Below are 19577 nucleotides of genomic sequence, written 5' to 3'. Positions count from 1 at the left end.
CTCCTGCGAATCGGTGATGTCACCGCCGGACTACCGTTCGGACCGACCCCGCAATGTCGCCGCGACCACCGCCCACAGTGCGCACACCACCGCGCCGGCAGCAGCGCCCGCTGCGACGTAGAGCCCGTACTCGGCCGATACCTGCGCACTGACATTGCGCTGGTAGTAAAGCACCAGCGAGCCACTGATGAGCAATGAAATCACAAGTGCCGCAACCGAAGCCGCCCGCGCCGACAAATCCCGGCCAACCATCGCACCGGCCACCAACAGCGCCGATGCCAGCAACACGATGAGCTGGCCGGCGCCGAATCCACGCGGCAGCTCCAGGCTGCCGTGGGTGCCGCCGATCGCGTTCGCCCAGCCGCCGCCGTTGACCTTCGTCGTCAACCACGGCATCCAGGTGCTGGCCGAGAGCACCACGGCACACAAGGCCACCATCCAGCCGGGGCGCGGGCGGCGACTCATGGGTGCGAGGTTATCTGACGCGATCCGCGCCGCCGGGTGTCAGCCCTGCAGCGACGACAAGTTGAACCGTGCACCGGTGTGGTCGGTGACAGCGGCGAGTCGCCCGTAGGGGGTGTCCTCGGCCGGCCGCACCACCGCCCCACCCTGGTCGACGACCATCTGCAGGGTTTTGTCGACATCCTCCGCGCCGAAGAAAATGCTCCACTGCGACGGCGTGCCCGCGGGCAGGACCGCAGCGCCGTCCATCACACCGAGCAGCTGTTGATCACCGAACCACGCGGTGGTGTAACGGAATTCGTCGGTGTCGCTTTCCTGCTGAGTGTGCCAGCCGAAGACCTCGCGGTAGAAGTCGACGGCGGCGCGATAGTCGCGGGTGGTCAACTGATGCCAGACCGGAGCGCCGGCCTCGCCGATCACCTCGAAACCGCGGTGCTCGAGGGGTTGCCACAAACCCAGGGTCGCCCCCGACGGGTCAGTGCCCACGGCCATGAAGCCCTGGTCGGGCACCTCCATCGGTTCCAGGCATCCCTGGCCACCGGCGGCCTTCAGCGCCGCGACGCCGGCCTGGATATCGGCGGTGTGGAAGTACGTGGCCCAGGTGTCGGGCATCTGCCATTCCGGGTTGTTGGCCATCATGCCCGCGACCGGGCGACCGTCCTTGGCGGCGTTGATGTAACCGCCGTAGTCGGGTCCGGCGGACTCGAAGGTCCAGCCGAACACGGTGCCGTAGAAGTCCTGGGCGCGGTCGACGTCCGATGTCGTCAGGTCGATCCAGCAGGGGGCGCCCAGCGGGGCGTCGGTACGGGTTGGCACGAGTTTCCTCCTCGGTCGGTTGGGGGTCGCAAGTAGTGACTCGGCCCGACCCGGAAACTCATCGACAGCTCAGCGCTGCGCGACTCGATCGCCGTTCATACCCGGGTCGGGACGGGTGAACACCCGGACGAAATTCTGCAGCGAGTCCCGGATGTCGCTGCGCAGTGCCGCAGCCACCACCATGCCGATCGGTCCGAACAGAGCCGGGCCGCCGAGGTGCACGTCGAAGCTGACCACGGAGGTCCCGTCGTCTTTGGGTGCGACCTTGGCGATCAGCTTGACCTTCACACCGCCCACGCCGTCACCGTTGAGCGTCATGCCTTCCGGCGGCTTGTAGCGCACGATCGTCCATTTGATCCGGTTGGTCATCCCTTTGACCTCGACGTAGGACTCGAGGACCGTGCCCTTCTCGATCACCTCGGGCAGCTTGCTGCGCCAGACCTTGTGGATGGTCAGCCAGTCCTTGTACCGCGTCAGGTCCGAGGCGTGCCGCCACGCCTCGTCGGGCGAAAGCGGGACGTCGATGGCCCCGGAAAGTTTCGCCATCTGCCGCTAGCCCTGCCGGCCGCCGGGGCCGGCCGCCTTCTTGGCCCCCTCCTGCACCTTGTGGATGGTGTCGGAGTATTTGTGCTGCGTCTTTTCGTTCACGAAATCGCCGGCCTTGTCGATCACGGTCTCGACCTTGTCGGCGTTCTGCGACAGCAGGTCCTTGGCTTTGTCGATGAATCCCATGCCATTTCCCTTTCCCAGGGTCTCCTCCCCGGGGAAACCCTGATTCGCCGGTCCACCCTACTTGCCGCCGCTATCGATGCCACACCTGCGGTTTGACGCCGAGGATCCGGGCCCGCAGCCACCAGATCGCCTCGATTGCCGCCGCCCCCAGCGCACCGATACCCAGCGCTCTGGTCGTCGCCCAGAGATTCGAGGGATCGAGGAAGAACTTCTGCTGCGCCCACGGCAGGCTGAAGATCAGCACGTAGGCCAACACCGAAACGATCACCAGCGCCAACCGCCACCATTTATAGGGTCGCGCCGCCACCGCGAGCACCCACACCGCGGTGACCAGCAAGGTGATCAACGCCGTGGTCGACGCTTGGTCCTGCTGTACCCCGGTCGCGTGGCGGCCGTGATAGGCGGTCAGATACGAGGTGAAGGTCGCGATTCCGACCACCAGGCCGGACGGCAACGCCGACGTCACCACCCGCCGAACGAAACCCGGGTAGGCACGCTCGTCGTTGGGCGCCAGCGACAAGATGAACGACGGAATGCCGATGGTGAACCAGGCCGCGATCGTGACGTGAATCGGTTGGAACGGAAACAGCAGCGGATCGGCCCCCAGCGGCTTGGCGAGCAGGCACTCGATCCCCACGAGCAAGGCCAGCAGCGCCGAGTACACCGTTTTGGTCAGGAACAGACTGGCCACCCGCTCGATGTTGCCGATCACCCGGCGGCCTTCGGCCACCACATACGGCAACGTCGCGAACCTGTTGTCCAGCAACACCAATTGGGCCACCGCGCGTGCCGCGGGACTGCCCGCTCCCATCGCTACGCCGATGTCGGCGTCCTTGAGGGCGAGCACGTCGTTGACCCCGTCGCCGGTCATTGCCACGGTGTGCCCGCGTGTCTGCAGGGCGTGCACCATGGTGCGCTTCTGGTCGGGCCGGACCCGGCCGAAGGTGGTGTGGGAATCCAGCGCGTCGGCCAGTTCAGCGGGTTCGGAGGGCAGGCGACGGGCATCCATCGTCTCGCCGTGCAAGCCGAGTGCGCCGGCCACCGCGCCCACCGACACGGCATTGTCGCCGGACATCACTTTGACCGTGACACCCTGGGCGGCAAAGTATTCCAAGGTCTCGCAGGCATCCGGACGTACCTTCTGTTCCAGCACCACCAGCGCAGCCGGGGTGACGGCGCCCGGCGCGTCAGGATCGTTCACCGCGGTGGCGCTCGCCCCCAGCAGCAGCACCCGCAAGCCCTGCCCGCCGATCTCCTCGGCCCGCGCGGCGGCAGCCGAATCCGGTTCGAGCAACACATCGGGCGCACCGATCACCCAGTCGCCGTGGTCGCGGTAGGACACCCCGCTCCATTTCGTCGCGGACTTGAAAGGCGCTGTGGCCGTGGCGGTCCAATTCGGTGCGGTGGGATACGCCTCGGCGATCGCCTGCATGCTGGCGTTGGGGCGGGGGTCGGCCGCGGCCAGGGCGGCCAACACCTCGTCGAGGCTCTCCCCGGCGGGGTCCAGCTCTTCGACGTCGGCGACCCGCATGCCGTTTTCGGTCAGCGTTCCGGTCTTGTCGGCGCAGACGACGTCGACCCGGGCCAGCCCCTCGATGGCGGGCAATTCCTGGACCAGGCACTGCCGCCGGCCGAGTCGGACGACGCCGACCGCGAACGCGATCGAGGTCATCAGCACCAGACCTTCCGGCACCATCGGCACCAGCGCTCCCACGGTCGCCAGCACGGACTGGCGCCAACCCACGTTCGTGGTGAACATCTGCGTGTAAATGGTGAGCAGGCCTGCCGGTATCAGCAGGTAGGTGATGAACTGCAGAATTCGGTTGATGCCATTGCGCAGTTCGGATTTGACCAGGGTGAACTTGCTGGCCTCGGCGGCCAGGCGGGCAGCGTAGGCATCGCGGCCGACCTTGGTGGCGCGGTAGGCTCCGGTGCCGGCGACGACGAAACTGCCCGACATCACCAGGTCTGCGGGTTCCTTGACGATCGGGTCCGCCTCGCCGGTCAACAGCGATTCGTCGACCTCCAGGTTGTCGGCTTCGAGGATTTCGCCGTCGACCACGATCTGGTCGCCCGGGCCGACCTCGATGACGTCGTCGAGCACCACCTGGTCGGGAGGGATCTCGCCAGTCCCAGACTGCCTGCGCACCACCGGCTTTGCCTGACCCACGATGGCCAGCTTGTCCAACGTCTGCTTGGCGCGGATCTCCTGGAACATCCCGATGACGCTGTTGGCGACGATGAGCAGCCCGAACAGCCCGTTGATCACCGAGCCGGTCACCAGCACGATGGCGAACAGCACACCCAGGATGGCGTTGATCCGGGTGAAGACGTTGGCCCGCACGATGTGCGCGATGCTGCGGGTGGCGCGTTCCGGGATGTCGTTGCTGCGGCCGTCGTTAATCCGTTGCGCCACTTCGGCATCGGTGAGTCCGGCGACGGACGGCGGGGCGGTCATCTGTGGAAGGTTCCGAGTTTGTCGGAGTCGTAATACTCCAGGTTCAGTTCGCCGCCGGTAAAGGTGGCCTTGGAAATCGTTCCGGGCAATGCGTTTTCGTTCGAGAGCCCGAAGGTGAAGATGTCGCCGTCCCAGTGCGACAGGTCGTATATCTGGTTCTTCGGCCCCAGCATCAGCTGCAATCGGCCGTCGTGATCGGTCACGGTGGCGGGCCCCCAATAGTCGCTCGCGTACACCCCAACGTACTCGCTCAGCGGCCGGGCCGGGGCAGGGCTGACCGGTGGTTGCTTACCGACCAGGGAACCGTCCGGATTGTTCATCGGGGCGAGTTGCTGACGGTACAACGTGGCCCAATCCTCCCGTACCTGGCCATACTGCACGAGATCCATGAACTCGGCGGTGAGCGCCTCCGGCACGCCGTACGGGGCCGCGTTGGTCAGGGCGACGATGGCGATGTCCTCGGCCGGCAGCGCTACGAAATTCGTTGCGGCGCCGAGTCCGAAAGCGCCGGAATGGCTGTACTCGGTGCGCCCCGACGAGGTCACCGACACGTTGAATCCGTATCCGTAGGTGCCGGACCGTGCCTTCGGGTTCCGCGTCTTGGTCGAGATCACCTGCGGGGTGTACGCGGAGAGCAACGCTTCGGGCGAGGCGATCCGTTGCCCGTTGTAGGTGCCGCCGGCCAGCAGCATGGTCAGCCAGCGCGCCATGTCGTTGACCGAGGAACTCACCCCGCCCGCCGGGGTCTGGGCATCGGGGTCGCGCTGGAAGCGGGCCTCCCATTTGTCACCGACCTTGAGGTGGCCGACCGCCCGGTTGGGGCGGGCCAGGAAATCGGCGAACCGCGAACTGGTCGACTCCATGCCCAGGGGCCGGTAGAGCACCTCGCGGGACAGGTCTTCCCAGGACTCACCGGCCGCAGCGGCTACCGCGCTGGCGGCGGCGGTGACACCGAAATTGGTGTAGGCGTAGCTGTTTCGAAACGACGCCAGGGGCAGGTACTTCAGTCGTTCCAGCACCTGCCGACGGTCGTAACCCAAGTCCTCCAACGCATCGCCGGCGTGATCGGGCAGCCCGGAGCGATGCGAGTACAGGTCAGCGACGCTCACGTGCTCGGTGACGTAGGGGTCGCTGAGCGCGAACCACGGCAGCTTCGAAACCACCGGGGTGTCCCAGGTGATCGAACCGGTGGTGACTTCGTGCGCCACCACCGTCGCACCGACCGACTTCGAGATCGAGGCCAGCTGGAACACCGTGTCGGCGTCCACCCTGTTCTCCGGGCTGTCCGGTCTGCCGGCATCTCTGATACCGAAGCCCTTGGCGTACAACGTCTTTCCGCCGTGCACGATGGCCACCGCCAGCCCCGGGATACCGCTGTTCTTCATCAGCTCGGCCACCAGGCCGTCCACCCGGGCGACGGCTTCGTCGATGCGGCTGGCCGGGATCTGCAGGCCCGAGAATTCGTTGGGGGGCACCTGGGGCAGCGGAGACGAGGGGTTGGCTGCCGGCTGCCCGGGCCCGCATCCGACGAGAGCCGCCATCAGCAGTACGACTGCGGCTGCCGCCGCGCGATTCGTCATGGCCGCACACTAGCCCGACGACGATGCGCGCCGGCCACGGCGCACATCACTTACCGACTCAGAGCCGCCACCACGGGTTGAACCGCACCGGCGAGACCGTGTCGATCCGCTGTCCCGGGTTGGGTACCGCAACCTGAACCCCATCGGGCTCGGCCGCTTTGAGTACCCGCTCGACCGGCTCGGACCACGGATGCGGCGCCAACCGGAACGTCCCCCAGTGAATCGGCACCAGCAGGCCCGACCCGGAGTCGGTGACATCCAGATGGGCCCGCACTGCCTCTTCGGGGTTCATGTGGATGTCCGGCCACGCGGTGTTGTAGGCACCGATCGGCATCAGAGTCAGGTCGAACGGTCCATGCTCGGCGCCTATTTCGGCGAAGCTCTTGGTGTAGCCGGTGTCGCCACCGAAGTAGGCACGACGTGATGGCCCGACGAACGCCCACGACGCCCACAGGGTGTTGTTGCGGCTGAGGAAACGCCCGGAGAAGTGCCGCGCCGGCACGCAGACGATGGTGAGCTCGTCGACCTGGGCACTCTGATTCCAGTCGAGTTCGACGATGCGCTGCTCGGGGATGCCCCAGGAGCGCAGGTGTGCGCCGACACCGAGCGGTACGAAGAACGGCGCCCGCTGCATGCGGGCCAGCGCGAGCACGGTGTCGATGTCGAGGTGGTCGTAGTGGTCGTGGCTGATCACCACGGCGTCGACCGCGGGCAGGCCTTCCACCTGCACCGGCGGCGGATGCAGCCGTTGCGGGCCCACCAGATCCGACGGTGAACACCGGTCGCTCCACACCGGGTCGGTGAGCACGCGGTAACCGTCGATTTCCAGCAGCGCCGTCGAGTGACCGAACCAGCTGACCGCCAGCTGCGCCGGCTCACCCTGATAGATGGCGGGCGAGGCCAGCGGGATGGGACGCGCGGGGCGGCTGTGCACGCGCGCTCCCACCAGCTCCCAGGCGATCTGACGCAGCTGTTCACGGTTCATGACGTACAGCGAGCCGGGGTCGATGTTGACGAAGGCCCCGTCGCGGTAGTTCGGTGACCCCGCTGCGGCGGCTTCGAGGGCCGCGGGGTCGGCGCCCAACGCCGAGGGTGCACCGTGCAGGGCCCGCATCAACCAGCCACCTGCCGCCAGCGAGGCGGTGCCGGCGGCCAGTCGCAGCGCCCGGTTCGTCATGTCCGTCAAGCTCCCTGGAATTTCGGTGGCCGCTTCTCGATCCTGGCCACCTGCGCCTCGATCACATCCTGACTGGCCCAGGCCTTGTCGAAGAGTTCCTTGTGCTCCGGTGAGGGTTGCTCGATGGAGCCGTCGTCGTTGAGTACCCGCTTGGCATGCTGGATAGCCAGCGGTGCCAGTCCGGCGATTTCGGCGCCCCACGCCTGCGCGTCGGCCACCGTGCCGATCCGGTTGGCCATTCCGGTCTGCAACGCGGTGTCGGCGGTGAGCTTCTCCGCGGTCAGCAGCATCGACCGGGCCCGTCCGTGGCCGACCAGCGACGACAGCCGTCGGATGCTCCAGTTGTCCAGCGCCAGACCGTATTTCGAGGTCGGAAATTGAAAGAAGGCATCCGGCGCGACCACTCGCAGGTCGCATTGCATGGCCAGCTGCAGCCCGGCGCCGATCGCGGGGCCGTTGATGGCGCCGATCACCGGGATCAATGTGGCGTCCATGACCCTGTGCAGCTCGACGAGCCGGTCGGGATAGTCGGCGGCGAAAGCGTCGCCGGACAGGTCGGCGCCCGCGCAGAAGGCGGACCCCTGGCCGGTCAGCACGATCGCCCGTACCGACCCGTCGCCCGCCTTGAGCAGCGCCTCGCGCAGCTCCTCGACGAGCTGGGAGTTCAGCGCGTTACGCCGGTCCGGCCGCTGCAGCTCAATGGTCAGGACGGCTTCGGTCCGGGTGATACCGATCATGGGCACCACGATATATAGCCTCATCTGTGTGAGCCGTATCACGACCGATCAACTGCGTGATGCGGTCCTTGACCAGGGTTCGTTCCTGAGCTGGGACAGCGCTCCGCCTGCATTGCCGATTCCGCCGGCCTATGCGCGTGAACTGGCCGAAGCCCGGTCGAAGTCCGGCCGCGACGAGTCGGTGTCCACCGGCGAGGGACGGGTGTTCGGACGCCGGGTGGCGGTGGTGGTCTGTGACTTCGACTTTCTGGCCGGCTCGATCGGGGTGGCCGCGGCCGAACGGATCACCTCGGCGGTAGAGCGGGCGACCGCTGAGGGGCTGCCGTTGCTGGCGTCGCCGTGCTCTGGTGGCACGCGCATGCAGGAGGGCACGGTCGCGTTCCTGCAGATGGTGAAGATTGCCGCCGCCGTCCGCCTGCACCGGCAGGCGCGGTTGCCGTATCTGGTCTATCTGCGCAATCCGACGACGGGTGGGGTCTTCGCGTCGTGGGGCTCGCTGGGCCATGTCACGTTCGCCGAACCGGGTGCCCTGATCGGGTTTCTCGGCCCGCGGGTGTACGAGTTGCTGTACGGCGAACCGTTCCCGCCGGGCGTCCAGACCGCGGAGAACTTGCAGCGCCACGGCGTGATCGACGACGTCGTTGCGATCGAGGACTTGCGCGCCACCCTGGACAGGGCGCTGACGGTGATCGCCGATCCAGCCCAACCGCCGCCGGCGCGCGAACCCTGCGAACCGTTGCCCGATGTGCCCGCCTGGGATTCGGTGCTGGCCTCCCGCCGCCCGGACCGCCCCGACGTGCGGGATTTGCTGCGACACGGCGCCACCGATGTGGTGCCGCTGTCCGGAACCGGCCGGGGTGTGGCGACACTGTTGGCATTGGCGCGGTTCGCCGGCCAGCCGGTGGTGGTGCTCGGTCAGCAACGAACTCAGGGCGGCAGTGGCAACGCCGTCGGACCGGCATCGCTGCGGGAGGCCCGGCGCGGTATGGCGGTAGCCGCCGAACTGCGTCTGCCGCTGGTGCTGGTGATCGACACTGCCGGGCCCGCGTTGTCCGCCGCGGCCGAGCAAGGTGGACTGGCTGGCCAAATTGCGCAATGTTTGGCCGAGCTGGTGACGCTGGACACCCCGACGGTGTCGGTGTTGATGGGCCAGGGCAGCGGCGGGCCGGCGCTGGCGATGGTGCCCGCCGACCGGGTGCTGGCCGCGCTGCACAGCTGGCTGGCACCGCTGCCGCCGGAGGGTGGCAGTGCGATCGTCTTCCGCGACGTCTGCCATGCGCCGGAACTCGCGGCAGCGCAGGGAATCCGGTCAACTGACCTGCTAGCGGCCGGGATCGTCGATGCCGTCGTACCCGAGCACCCCGATGCCGCCGACGAGCCGGTGGAGTTCGCGAAGCGGCTCTCGCGCGCCATCGCCGTCGAAGTGCACGCGCTGCGCGCGGTTCCCGACGCCGAGCGGCTGCGCGGGCGGTTGCGGCGTTACCGGCGCATCGGTCTGCCCGAAACGCGCTGACGCCAGCGGGTTGGCGGTCCGCTCATCACCGCGAGTGGCACAGGGATAATACAGATCACGTGTGGCACCGTATTCGTCAAGTAAGCAGATCGAGGAGAGGTTGAGTTGCCGACGTCAACCACCGCCGCCAAGACGCCGCGGGTAACCAAACGGCGTGCCGAGACCCGTGCCCGGCTGATGGACGCGGCATTCCGGGTGTTCGCCGATAAGGGCTACGGCCACGTGACCATCGAGGACGTGTGCGAAGCGGCCGGTTACACCAGGGGTGCCTTCTACTCGCAGTTCGACAGCCTCGAGGAATTGTTCTTCCTGCTCTATGACCAGTGGGCGGTCCGCACCGCCGACCAGGTCAGCGCCGCCATGGAAGGTACCGATCCCGTCAACGACCTGCCCGGAGCCGTCGAACGCATCGTGGACACCCTGCTCTTCGAACGTGACTGGCTGCTCATCAAGTTCGATTTCCTGCTGTATGCGGCCCGCAAGCCTGAGCTCGCGCACCGCTGGGAGAAGCATCGGGCGCAGTTGCGCCACGTCATCGAGGAGCGGATGGTCGCCAATGGCATCCCATTCCACACATCGATCGACAGCGTCGCCGACGCCGCACGCGCCATCGTCGCCGCCTACGACGGTGTCACTGTCCAGCTGCTGCTCGACAGCGACCCGTCGGCCGCACGCGCCTGGCTCACCCAGCTGATGAACGTCGTCCTGACGCGGTAGCCGACAGCGCGATGACCGGTCCGACCAACGACAGCGTCATCATGAGAAACGCGACCAGGGTGCCCATGGTGATCAGGCCGTGGCGCACCGCGTACGCCCCATGCCCCAGCAGCACCACCCCGGCAAGGTTGGGGATGACCTCCAGCACGGCCCGCCACGGCGCCGCCAGCGATTCGCTGCGGCGAATGGATTCATGTAGGTAGTACAGCATTATCGTGGCCGAGACCACCAACCCCAACGGCCAATACAGTGCCAACAGGCACCCCGTCACCACGGCGGTTTGCAGAACGTCGGCGGTGACCCGCGCGTGCCCGTCGAGCCGACGACGAACGGCGAACATCACCGTTTCGGACACCGCCAATGCGGTCGCCGCCGTGCCCAGAACCCACAGCCCACGGTGGTCGAGGTGTCGCACCGGTCCGTCGACCAAGGATTGCGCTATCAACGGAATCCCCACCGCCGCAACCAGAATGGTGATCACACCGGGCAGGGTCGGCCGCCACGGTGCGCGGTTCCGAAGGTGGCCGGCGATCCGGCGCCACCCGTCGGACACGGCGCGCTGGCCGACCGGCGACGGAGGCGGTGAGGCATTCAGCACGTCAGTCACGACGAATTCGTCTCCAGATCCCGTTTGCGCAGCGTTGACCGAAAAGCCAAGCGGATAATCGAGTTTCGGTCGCAACGCTGGATGTCGAGACCTGCCAACAGGATTCGATGATGGCATGTCGGTTGACGAACGGCGGTCGCTGCGCGGCGTCGAATCCGTAACAGTTGCCTGCCGAGTAGCTGCAACACCGGCGCGTGATGCGGGCTGTTGCGCCCGATCCCGCGATAAACTCGCGCCTCCCACCGCGGTCACCGACAATCAGGCAAGATAAACCCATGGACACTGGTGTCAACTCACCGCGGGTCTTGGTCGTCGACGACGATTCCGATGTGCTCGCCTCCCTGGAGCGCGGTCTGCGGCTGTCCGGGTTCGAGGTGTCGACGGCCGTCGACGGCGCCGAGGCCCTGCGCAGCGCCACCGAAACCCGGCCGGATGCGATCGTGCTCGACATCAACATGCCGGTGCTCGACGGCGTCAGCGTCGTCACGGCCCTGCGCGCCATGGACAACGACGTGCCGGTCTGCGTGCTGAGCGCGCGCAGTTCGGTCGACGACCGCGTCGCCGGCCTGGAAGCCGGCGCGGACGACTACCTGGTCAAGCCGTTCGTGCTGGCCGAGCTGGTGGCACGGGTGCGCGCGCTGTTGCGTCGCCGCGGCGCCACCGCGACGTCCTCGTCGGAAACCATCACCGTGGGCCCGCTGGAGGTGGACATCCCCGGCCGGCGGGCCCGGGTCAACGGGGTCGACGTCGATCTGACCAAGCGGGAGTTCGACCTGTTGGCGGTGCTGGCCGAACACAAGACCGCGGTGTTGTCCCGCGCGCAGCTGCTGGAGCTGGTGTGGGGTTACGACTTCGCTGCCGACACCAATGTCGTCGACGTCTTCATCGGTTACCTGCGGCGCAAGTTAGAGGCCAATGGCGGCCCGCGTCTCCTGCACACCGTACGGGGAGTCGGGTTCGTCCTCCGGATGCAGTAGGGCCCTGCCGTTGTTGATGAACATCCTGTCGCGGATTTTCGCCCGCACACCGTCGCTTCGGACCCGGGTGGTGGTTGCGACAGTGATCGGCGCCGCGATCCCGGTGCTCATCGTCGGCGCCGTGGTGTGGGTGGGCATCACCAAGGACCGCAAGGAACGGCTGGACCGCCGGCTGGACGAAGCCGCCGGTTTCGCAATCCCCTTCGTGCCGCGCGGACTCAACGAAATTCCGCCCTCCCCCGACGACCGGGATGCCCTGATCACGCTGCGTCGCGGCGACGTGGTCAAGTCGAACTCCGACATCGAACTGCCCAAGCTGCAGTCTGACTACGCCGACACCTACATCCACGGGGTGCGTTACCGGGTACGCACCGTCGAGATCCCCGGTCCGGAACCGACGTCGATGGCCGTCGGCGCCACCTACGACACCACCTACGCCGAGACCAACAACCTGCACCGCAGAGTGCTGCTGATCTGCAGTTTCGCGATCGGTGCGGCGGCGGTGTTCGCCTGGCTGCTGGCGGCCTTCGCGGTGCGACCGTTCAAGCAACTCGCCGAACAGACCCGCTCGATCGACGCGGGCGACGAAGCGCCGCGGGTCGAAGTGCACGGCGCCAGCGAGGCCGTCGAGATCGCCGAGGCCATGCGCGGCATGCTGCAACGGATCTGGAACGAACAAAACCGGACGCAGGAAGCGCTGGCGTCGGCCCGTGACTTCGCCGCGGTCTCCTCACATGAACTGCGCACCCCCCTGACGGCGATGCGGACCAACCTCGAAGTGCTGGCCACCCTCGACATGCCCGACGACCAGCGCAAGGAGGTACTGGGCGATGTCATCCGTACCCAGTCGCGGATCGAAGCCACCTTGAGCGCACTGGAGCGGCTGGCCCAGGGCGAATTGTCCACCTCCGATGACCACGTGCCGGTGGACATCACCGATCTGCTCGACCGCGCCGCGCACGACGCCACCCGCAGCTATCCCGACCTCGAGGTGTCCCTGGTGCCGTCGCCCACCTGCATCATCGTCGGCATGCCGGCCGGACTGCGGCTGGCGGTGGACAACGCGATTGCCAACGCCGTCAAGCACGGGGGCGCTACCCACGTGCGGGTGTCGGCGGTCAGCTCGCGGGCCGGTGTGGAGATCGCCATCGACGACGACGGCAGCGGCGTGCCGGAAGAGGAGCGCCAAGTGGTGTTCGAACGCTTCTCCCGCGGCTCGACAGCATCGCATTCGGGCTCCGGGCTGGGCCTGGCCCTGGTGGCGCAGCAGGCCCATCTGCACGGCGGGACAGCGTCTTTGGAGAGCAGCGCGATGGGCGGTGCCCGCCTGGTGCTGCGACTGCCCGGGCCGAGCTAGTCTTTTCGCGCGCTGTTGCGACCCGGCAGGAAAAACGCGCGCTTGGCGAAATCTTCGTTCTCGAACCAGACTTGGGCGACGAGTTCGTCGTAACCCGGATCATCGGGTCCGTAGAACAATCGAGAATCGGTGCGGCCCTTCACCAACCAACCCTGCGGCCCGGACCCGTCGGGTTCGGCGCGCATCGATCCGGGACCGTAGGGCGCGTAGGGCACCAACGGCGTCTCTACCGTCGCCGCATCACTGACCGGAATCTTCTCCGTCGCAACATCTTTCGCGACTGAGACCCGTCGCGTCGGATCTTTGGGCCTGACCTTCTTCGGCGGCAGCTTCTTGCCCGGGACCTTGGCGCCGGGAACCTTCTTCACCGCAGCCTTTTTGGCGGGCAGTTTCTTCGCCGGCCTGTTCGCGGCGATCGGTATCCGTTCGGTCACCGCATCGGCGGAAACCGGTCTGCGCTTCTTCGGCGGCGCTTTGGCGGCAGCCTTTCTCACCGGCCGCGGCCCGGCGACCGGAATGCGCTGTGTCGGGGCATCATTGGCCGAGACCTTGGCGGCCGGCTTGCGCCCTGGACCCGACGTCGGGTCGGCGAACACCCACGCCGGCATCTGAATCCTGGCCGGTCGCAACAACAACGCCAGGGTCAGCATCATGCCGAGCCCGAATGAGGCGGCGGCCGGCCACCAGTGCAGCTGGCCGCTCACCTTTTCGCCCCGATCTCCGACGACTCGGGCTCGGCGCGCTGCGCGGACTCGGCCGGCCGGACCGGCTCCGGTTGGATGGCCGGCTCAGCAACGGTCTCGTCCGGCCCTTCGGACTTGAACAGCAACGCGATCCCATAGGCAACGGCCGAACCGGCCACAAAGGCGACCAGGCAGACCAACCACTGGATCACGAAACCCATGCCTGATGCCCCCTAGCCGACCACGATCTCGGCGCGGCGGTTCTTGGCCCGCCCCTCGGGAGTGTCATTGCCCGCGATCGGATTGGCCGAACCCAGGCCCTTGACGGTGACGCGGGCGCGGGCGACGCCGTTGGCGATGATGTATTCAGCGACGGCGGTGGCGCGCTGCGTGCTGAGCGGGATATTGATGGCCTCGCTGCCGGCGTTGTCGGTGTAGCCGTTGACGGTCACCTTGGCGTCCGGACACGCTTTGAGCTTGTCGGCCACCCGGATCAGGATGTCGTTGTCCTCCGGTGTCAGACTCACGCCGTCGTTACCGAAGGCCAGCGGGCCCCCGGTGATGGCGTTGATGGCCGCCTGCACGTCGTTGCAGGACGCGGCCGGAGGGGGCGCGGGAGCAGGTGTGGCGGCACCCGGGGCGGTCGGCGTGATCTGTCCCCTGGTCACAATCCTGTTGGCGACGTTGACATCCGGCCAGGTACCGGCCGCCGCGCGCGCGACCGCCTCCTTCTGCGCGGGCGATGCGGCCGTACCGGTCAGCGTGACGGTGTCCCTTTCCACCTTGAAGGTGAGATCGGGGATGGGCGCCCCCGCGGTGAAAACCGGCTCTGCGCCGCCGAAGTCGAGTGCGTGCGTCAGCGGGTCGATGCGGATCTGATCGACCACGTTGACTCCCGGTGTCAACAATGCCTTGAGTGCCCTCATCAGGGCAGCTTTGGACGCGTCGTCGGGGCAATCGCCGATCAGCGTGATGCTGTTGCCGCTGCGACTGATCGTGAGCAGCGACAACTGCAGGCTCGGGGCCATCGTGATGCTCCCCGACGGCTTGGTGATCGTGGGCAGATCGCCGGCGGGGCCGTTGACGGCCATCGGTCGCTCGTATGCCCCGTAGCTGATCAGGGCGAGCAGAAACGGCAGCAGCGCCAGCGCGATCAGCCAGGGCCGCAGCAGTTGTTGTCGGCTGAACGGCCGGGTCGGCTGGGCCTGCTGCTCGGGCTCGACGGCCGTGGGCGATTCGTCGACCCCCACCTCTGAACCGGCCATCGCTCCTCACTCGTTCGCGCTCTTCCAGGCGATATGCAGCCTACCGAGTCCGAGGCCGTTCCCGAGGCAACGTCGGGCAGACTGTAGCAATGGCCACCGGAAGCACACCGCCGAACGCGCACATCGGTGACCGGGGTTGCGCCAACCGGTAGCCCGATGGCTGAGGCAACCGAACACGATGTCGTCATCGTCGGCGGCGGGCACAACGGCCTGGTCGCCGCCGGATACCTGGCCCGGGCAGGCTTACGGGTGCAGGTCCTGGAAAAGCGTGCACACGTCGGTGGCGCCGCCATATCGGCCCGGCCCTTCGACGGTGTCGACGTCCACCTGTCGCGCTACTCGTATCTGGTCAGCCTGCTGCCGCCGCGCATCCTCGAAGATTTGGGCGCACGGGTACGGCTGACTCGACGCGCGTACTCCTCCTATACCCCCGACCCCGCCAGCGGCGGTCGAACCGGCCTGCTCGTCGGGGCACCCGGCGGCTTCGACGCGATCGGCGCCGGGCGCGACGAGCAGGGGTTCGACGCGTTCTATCGGCAGTGCCGACTGCTGACCCAGCGGCTCTGGCCGTCGTTGCTCGAACCGCTGCGCACCCGCGCCGAGGCGCGCCGGCTGGTGCTGGACGGGGGTGATCGGGACGCCGCGACCGCGTGGCGGGCCATGGTCGACGAGCCCATCGGGCGGGCGATCGCCGACGCCGTCGACCACGACGTCGTCCGCGGAGTGGTAGCCACCGACGCTTTGATCGGCACTTTCGCCCGCCTGGACGAGTCCTCACTGCAACAGAACGTCTGCTTGCTGTATCACGTGCTGGGCGGCGGCACCGGAGACTGGGATGTCCCGGTCGGCGGCATGGGCGCGGTGTCCTCGGCGCTGGCTGCTGCCGCCACCGGTCACGGAGCTGAAATACTCACCGGCGCAGATGTTTTCGCTGTCGACCCGGACGGCGAGGTGCGCTACCGGAGCCGCGGGGACCAGTGCGTGGCTCGGGGCCGGTTCGTGCTCAGCGGGGTGGGTCCGGCGGTGCTGGCCGACCTGCTGGGTGAACCGCGACCGATGCTGGCGCCCGGTTCCCAGGTCAAGGTCAACATGGTGCTGCGCCGGATGCCGCGGTTGCGCGACGAGCGCGTCACCCCGCAGCAGGCTTTCGCCGGCACGTTCCACGTCAACGAAACCTGGTCCCAACTCGACGCCGCCTACCTGCGGGCGTCGAGCGGCGAGTTACCCGACCCGCTGCCGTGCGAGGCCTACTGCCATTCGCTGGCCGATCCGAGCATCGTGTCGCCGGCACTCCCGGGGGTGCAGACCATGACGGTATTCGGTGTGCACACCCCGCATTCACTGACCGCCGATGCCGGCGCGCTCACCGAAGCCGTGCTGGCATCACTGAATTCCGTTCTGGCCGAACCGATTCAGGATGTTCTGCTGCCGGATGCGCAGGGCCGACCGTGCCTGGAGACCACGACCACCGGCGACTTGGAGCGGACACTGGGAATGACGGCGGGCAACATCTTCCACGGCGGATTGTCCTGGCCGTTCGCCGACGACGATGATCCGCTGGACACCCCGGCGCGCCGGTGGGGGGTCGCCACCGGGCACGCGCGGATCATGCGGTGCGGGTCCAGCGCGCGCCGCGGCGGGGCGGTGTCGGGCATCGGCGGGCACAACGCCGCGATGGCGGTGCTCACCGAGTGGGCGGGCGGCTAGCGGCCGTCGATGGCGGCGTAGTCGCGCTCGGTGTAACCGGTGTAGATCTGGCGCGGACGGCCGATCTTGCTGTCGCCCTCGTCGTGCATCTCGCGCCAGTGCGCGATCCAGCCGGGCAGCCGGCCCAGGGCGAACAGCACGGTGAACATGCGGACCGGGAAGCCCAGTGCCCGGTAGATCAGGCCGGTGTAGAAGTCCACGTTCGGGTACAGCTTGCGCTCGATGAAGTAGTCGTCGGTCAGCGCCGCCTCTTCCAGCTGGATGGCGATGTCGAGCAACGGGTCCCCGCCGAGCTTGGCCAGGATCTTGTCGGCCTGGTCCTTAACGATGCGGGCGCGCGGGTCGTAGTTCTTGTACACGCGGTGGCCGAAGCCCATCAGCTTGACGCCCGCCTCGCGGTTCTTGACCTTGCGGACGAACTCGCCGACGTCGTCGCCGCTCTCCTTGATCTGTTCGAGCATCTCCAGGACGGCCTGGTTGGCGCCGCCGTGCAGCGGGCCCCACAGGGCGTTGATGCCGCCCGAGATCGACGTGAACAGGTTGGCCTGCGACGACCCCACCAGGCGCACCGTCGACGTCGAGCAATTCTGCTCGTGATCGGCGTGCAGGATCAGCAGCATGTCCAGCGCCCGCACCACTTCGGGGTCTGCTTCGTAGGGTTCGGCGGGCAGCCCGAACGTCATCCGCAGGAAGTTCTCCACCAGCGTGAGCGAGTTGTCCGGATAGAGGAAAGGCTGCCCCACCGACTTCTTGTACGCGTAGGCGGCGATGGTGGGCAGCTTGGCCAGCAACCGGATCGTCGACAGTTCGACCTGGGTGTTGTCCGTGGGGTCCAGCGAGTCCGGGTAGTACGCGGAGAGCGCGTTGACCGTGCTGGACAACACCGGCATGGGGTGCGCGTTGCGCGGGAAGCCATCGAAGAACCGCTTGAGGTCCTCGTGCAGCATCGTGTGCAGCTGGATCTTCTGGGTGAACTCGGCAAGCTGGTCGCTGGTGGGCAGCTCACCGTAGATCAGCAGGTAGGAGACCTCGATAAAGGTCGACTTCTCCGCCAGCTGGTCGATCGGGTAACCGCGGTAGCGCAGGATCCCGGCGTCCCCGTCGATATAGGTGATGGAACTCTTGCAGGCGGCGGTGTTGACAAAGCCGTTGTCGAAGGTGGTGTGACCGGTCTTGGAGAGCAGTGAACCGAGCGCAATGCCGTCGGCACCTTCAGTGGCGTGGACGACCTTCAGGTCGATATCGCCACCCGGGTACTTCAGAGTTGCGGTGTCGTCGGTGTCGCCCACGAGAACCCCTTTGCGCTCAGGCTGATATGGCTGCCCGCCCTAGGTGCGTGCAGGTGCACTAGGTGCGTATAGGTGAAGGTAGTCGTTCTCGCGATGGCGTGCCTGCCCGGGGTCGGGTCTGCAGGTCTGGCGGCGGGCCGCGCCCGGATGCCGCCGTCGCCGTCCCCGCCTTTGACGCCGAACGTCACGCCAGCGTGGCACTCGGCGTCGAGCGTCACCCCAGCGTGGCGCCCGGTTGGCCTCCCGGCGTCCGGTACCTGATGAACGCCGGCGCGATCAGGGCTGCGATGACGACCCCCACCACCACCAGTGCCCCACCCCCGGCTGCGGCCGCGGTGGTGCCGACGGCCGCCGCAGCGGCGCCGTGCAGCGTGTCGGCCAACCGGGGCCCACCGCCGACCACCACGGCGAACACCCCCTGCAGCCGGCCCACCACATCGTCGGAGGCCGCCTGTTGCAGCATCGTCGAGCGGAACGCGGCCGATACCATGTCAGCCGCACCGCCAAAGGCCAGGAACGCCAACGCGATCCACAGCATCGGGCCGGCCCGCCCGTGCGCCATGCCACTGGTGAGGCCGAAACCCACCATGGCAAGACCCCAGGCGACGATCGCGACGACGATGGTCAGGCCCTGGCGCCGGACCCGGGGGAACCAGCCGGAGAACACCCCACCGGCCACCGCGCCGACGGCGATGGCCGCCGACAGCAGCGCCATCGCCGAGCCCCCCTCGATGGGACCGCCGAAGCTCTCGTGGGCCAGCTGCGGGAACAGTGCCCGTGGCATGCCGAAGATCATCGCGATCAGGTCCACGACGAAGGACATCAGCACCACGGTGTTGCCGGCCAGGTAGCGAAAACCGTCCAGCACCGCACCGAGACCCCAGCGTCGGGTCTCGTCGACCGCCACCGCGGGCATGGGCGCCAACCGGACGGTCGCCCAGATCGGCAACAGACAGGTGATCGCATCGATCAGATACAGCGCGGACAGGTCCACCCAGTTCAGCAGCACCCCGGCCAGCATCGGACCGGCGATCGCGCCGAACTGGCTCACCGTCATGTTCAGTGCATTGGCGGCAGGCAGCTGCTCCCCTGCCACCATCCGCGGAATCGCCGCCGAGCGTGCCGGCGAGTTCACCGCGAAGAACGCCTGCTGCACCGCCAGCAGGCACAACACCACCCAGACGTCGTTGACTGCCAGCGCGGCCTGCAGCCACAGCAGCAGCGACGCCACCGCCAGCCCGCAGGAGGCGACGATCAACAACACCCGGCGATCCATGGCATCGGCCCAGGCACCCCCCAGCAGCCCGAACACCACCAGCGGTACCAACGAGAACAGCCCGGCCAGTCCCACGTACGCGGAGTTCTGCGTCAGCGCGTAGATCTGAACCGGGACCGCGAAGATCGTCAGGTTGGCCCCGATGACGGTGGGGATGCCCGCCACCCAGAGCCGGCGGAAATCGCGGGTGCGCAGCGGCGCGGTGTCCGCGAAGAGGGGCATCG

The 19577-nt window shown here is 67.6% G+C and carries 19 protein-coding genes; 5 read left to right on the top strand and 14 right to left on the bottom strand.

Translation table 11 applies throughout. The annotated features are described in order from the left end of the window. Positions 1-30: 30 nt before the first annotated feature. The 8 genes from ACZYZ9_RS16595 to ACZYZ9_RS16560 form a co-directional block, all read right to left on the bottom strand. A complete protein-coding gene (locus ACZYZ9_RS16595) occupies positions 31-465 on the bottom strand; it encodes a hypothetical protein (RefSeq protein WP_463827355.1) in 435 nt (144 codons plus the stop codon). 39 nt (positions 466-504) lie between these two features. Continuing rightward, positions 505-1278, bottom strand: a complete 774-nt coding sequence (locus tag ACZYZ9_RS16590) for a VOC family protein (RefSeq protein ID WP_463827354.1) — start codon at positions 1276-1278, stop codon at positions 505-507. Positions 1279-1347: 69 nt separating this feature from the next. Continuing rightward, positions 1348-1824: a type II toxin-antitoxin system Rv0910 family toxin gene (locus ACZYZ9_RS16585; protein ID WP_463827353.1), complete on the bottom strand. Its 477-nt coding sequence runs from the start codon at positions 1822-1824 to the stop codon at positions 1348-1350. A 6-nt stretch (positions 1825-1830) separates the two neighbouring features. Beyond that, entirely contained in the window at positions 1831-2010 is a 180-nt protein-coding gene (locus ACZYZ9_RS16580; protein WP_463827352.1) for an antitoxin, read from the bottom strand. Positions 2011-2080: 70 nt separating this feature from the next. Continuing rightward, positions 2081-4468: a cation-translocating P-type ATPase gene (locus tag ACZYZ9_RS16575; RefSeq protein WP_463827351.1), complete on the bottom strand. Its 2388-nt coding sequence runs from the start codon at positions 4466-4468 to the stop codon at positions 2081-2083. After that, positions 4465-6048, bottom strand: coding sequence for a serine hydrolase (locus ACZYZ9_RS16570; RefSeq protein ID WP_463827350.1), 1584 nt, complete (start codon positions 6046-6048; stop codon positions 4465-4467). Before ACZYZ9_RS16570 ends, ACZYZ9_RS16575 begins: the two co-directional genes overlap by 4 nt. Before the next feature lie 58 nt (positions 6049-6106). Continuing rightward, complete coding sequence (locus tag ACZYZ9_RS16565; RefSeq protein ID WP_463827349.1) at positions 6107-7225, bottom strand: MBL fold metallo-hydrolase; 1119 nt, start codon at positions 7223-7225, stop codon at positions 6107-6109. Positions 7226-7230: 5 nt separating this feature from the next. Then, positions 7231-7962 carry an enoyl-CoA hydratase gene (locus tag ACZYZ9_RS16560; RefSeq protein ID WP_463827348.1) on the bottom strand — a complete coding sequence of 244 codons (732 nt, stop codon included), beginning with the start codon at positions 7960-7962 and terminating at the stop codon, positions 7231-7233. A 28-nt stretch (positions 7963-7990) separates the two neighbouring features. Here ACZYZ9_RS16560 and ACZYZ9_RS16555 point away from each other — a divergent pair, with 28 nt between their 5' ends. Further along, a complete protein-coding gene (locus ACZYZ9_RS16555) occupies positions 7991-9475 on the top strand; it encodes a carboxyl transferase domain-containing protein (protein WP_463827347.1) in 1485 nt (494 codons plus the stop codon). Positions 9476-9580: 105 nt separating this feature from the next. Further along, on the top strand, positions 9581-10192 hold the full coding sequence (locus tag ACZYZ9_RS16550) for a TetR/AcrR family transcriptional regulator (RefSeq protein ID WP_463827346.1): 612 nt from the start codon (positions 9581-9583) through the stop codon (positions 10190-10192). Here the strand turns inward: ACZYZ9_RS16550 and ACZYZ9_RS16545 are convergent. After that, positions 10158-10799 (bottom strand): 6TM ABC transporter family protein, encoded by a 642-nt coding sequence (locus tag ACZYZ9_RS16545; protein WP_463827345.1) that lies wholly within the window; start codon positions 10797-10799, stop codon positions 10158-10160. The genes ACZYZ9_RS16550 and ACZYZ9_RS16545 overlap by 35 nt on opposite strands. Positions 10800-11074: 275 nt before the next feature. Between ACZYZ9_RS16545 and prrA the strand changes: the two genes are divergently transcribed. Together prrA and ACZYZ9_RS16535 are read left to right on the top strand one after the other, a co-directional pair. Further along, complete coding sequence (gene prrA / locus ACZYZ9_RS16540) at positions 11075-11776, top strand: two-component system response regulator PrrA (protein WP_036364553.1); 702 nt, start codon at positions 11075-11077, stop codon at positions 11774-11776. Positions 11777-11792: 16 nt separating this feature from the next. Next, on the top strand, positions 11793-13133 hold the full coding sequence (locus tag ACZYZ9_RS16535; RefSeq protein ID WP_463827507.1) for a HAMP domain-containing sensor histidine kinase: 1341 nt from the start codon (positions 11793-11795) through the stop codon (positions 13131-13133). On the opposite strand, the gene arfC is transcribed toward ACZYZ9_RS16535, so the two are convergent. The 3 genes from arfC to arfA are packed head-to-tail and all read right to left on the bottom strand — an operon-like array spanning position 13130 to position 15081. Next, entirely contained in the window at positions 13130-13786 is a 657-nt protein-coding gene (gene arfC / locus ACZYZ9_RS16530; protein WP_463827506.1) for a channel accessory protein ArfC, sunset domain variant, read from the bottom strand. The two genes, ACZYZ9_RS16535 and arfC, sit on opposite strands and share 4 nt — an antisense overlap. A 47-nt stretch (positions 13787-13833) precedes the next feature. Next, positions 13834-14037 carry a channel accessory protein ArfB gene (gene arfB / locus ACZYZ9_RS16525; RefSeq protein ID WP_463827344.1) on the bottom strand — a complete coding sequence of 68 codons (204 nt, stop codon included), beginning with the start codon at positions 14035-14037 and terminating at the stop codon, positions 13834-13836. 12 nt (positions 14038-14049) lie between these two features. Beyond that, a complete protein-coding gene (arfA, locus tag ACZYZ9_RS16520) occupies positions 14050-15081 on the bottom strand; it encodes a channel-forming protein ArfA/OmpATb (protein WP_463827343.1) in 1032 nt (343 codons plus the stop codon). A gap of 156 nt (positions 15082-15237) precedes the next feature. Here arfA and ACZYZ9_RS16515 point away from each other — a divergent pair, with 156 nt between their 5' ends. After that, complete coding sequence (locus tag ACZYZ9_RS16515) at positions 15238-16788, top strand: phytoene desaturase family protein (RefSeq protein WP_463827342.1); 1551 nt, start codon at positions 15238-15240, stop codon at positions 16786-16788. Here ACZYZ9_RS16515 and ACZYZ9_RS16510 read toward each other — a convergent pair. Then, positions 16785-18077 carry a citrate synthase gene (locus tag ACZYZ9_RS16510; RefSeq protein ID WP_463827341.1) on the bottom strand — a complete coding sequence of 431 codons (1293 nt, stop codon included), beginning with the start codon at positions 18075-18077 and terminating at the stop codon, positions 16785-16787. The two genes, ACZYZ9_RS16515 and ACZYZ9_RS16510, sit on opposite strands and share 4 nt — an antisense overlap. Before the next feature lie 214 nt (positions 18078-18291). Further along, positions 18292-19575, bottom strand: coding sequence for an MFS transporter (locus ACZYZ9_RS16505; RefSeq protein WP_463827340.1), 1284 nt, complete (start codon positions 19573-19575; stop codon positions 18292-18294). Between the last annotated feature and the right edge of the window lie 2 nt (positions 19576-19577).

The organism is Mycobacterium sp. IDUB_28 (assembly GCF_055419285.1).
The sequence above is the reverse complement of the archived record's forward strand: the minus strand, read 5'-3'. Positions and strand labels throughout refer to the sequence as shown.

Bases quoted from the DNA above. Each gene is read 5' to 3' on its own strand.
- ACZYZ9_RS16595 (WP_463827355.1), bottom strand. From the start codon at position 465: ATGAGTCGCCGCCCGCGCCCCGGCTGGATGGTGGCCTTGTGTGCCGTG.
- ACZYZ9_RS16585 (WP_463827353.1), bottom strand. From the start codon at position 1,824: ATGGCGAAACTTTCCGGGGCCATCGACGTCCCGCTTTCGCCCGACGAG.
- ACZYZ9_RS16580 (WP_463827352.1), bottom strand. From the start codon at position 2,010: ATGGGATTCATCGACAAAGCCAAGGACCTGCTGTCGCAGAACGCCGAC.
- ACZYZ9_RS16575 (WP_463827351.1), bottom strand. From the start codon at position 4,468: ATGACCGCCCCGCCGTCCGTCGCCGGACTCACCGATGCCGAAGTGGCG.
- ACZYZ9_RS16570 (WP_463827350.1), bottom strand. From the start codon at position 6,048: ATGACGAATCGCGCGGCGGCAGCCGCAGTCGTACTGCTGATGGCGGCT.
- ACZYZ9_RS16565 (WP_463827349.1), bottom strand. From the start codon at position 7,225: ATGACGAACCGGGCGCTGCGACTGGCCGCCGGCACCGCCTCGCTGGCG.
- ACZYZ9_RS16560 (WP_463827348.1), bottom strand. From the start codon at position 7,962: ATGATCGGTATCACCCGGACCGAAGCCGTCCTGACCATTGAGCTGCAG.
- prrA (WP_036364553.1), top strand. From the start codon at position 11,075: ATGGACACTGGTGTCAACTCACCGCGGGTCTTGGTCGTCGACGACGAT.
- ACZYZ9_RS16535 (WP_463827507.1), top strand. From the start codon at position 11,793: ATGAACATCCTGTCGCGGATTTTCGCCCGCACACCGTCGCTTCGGACC.
- arfC (WP_463827506.1), bottom strand. From the start codon at position 13,786: ATGATGCTGACCCTGGCGTTGTTGTTGCGACCGGCCAGGATTCAGATG.
- arfB (WP_463827344.1), bottom strand. From the start codon at position 14,037: ATGGGTTTCGTGATCCAGTGGTTGGTCTGCCTGGTCGCCTTTGTGGCC.
- arfA (WP_463827343.1), bottom strand. From the start codon at position 15,081: ATGGCCGGTTCAGAGGTGGGGGTCGACGAATCGCCCACGGCCGTCGAG.
- ACZYZ9_RS16515 (WP_463827342.1), top strand. From the start codon at position 15,238: ATGGCTGAGGCAACCGAACACGATGTCGTCATCGTCGGCGGCGGGCAC.
- ACZYZ9_RS16505 (WP_463827340.1), bottom strand. From the start codon at position 19,575: ATGCCCCTCTTCGCGGACACCGCGCCGCTGCGCACCCGCGATTTCCGC.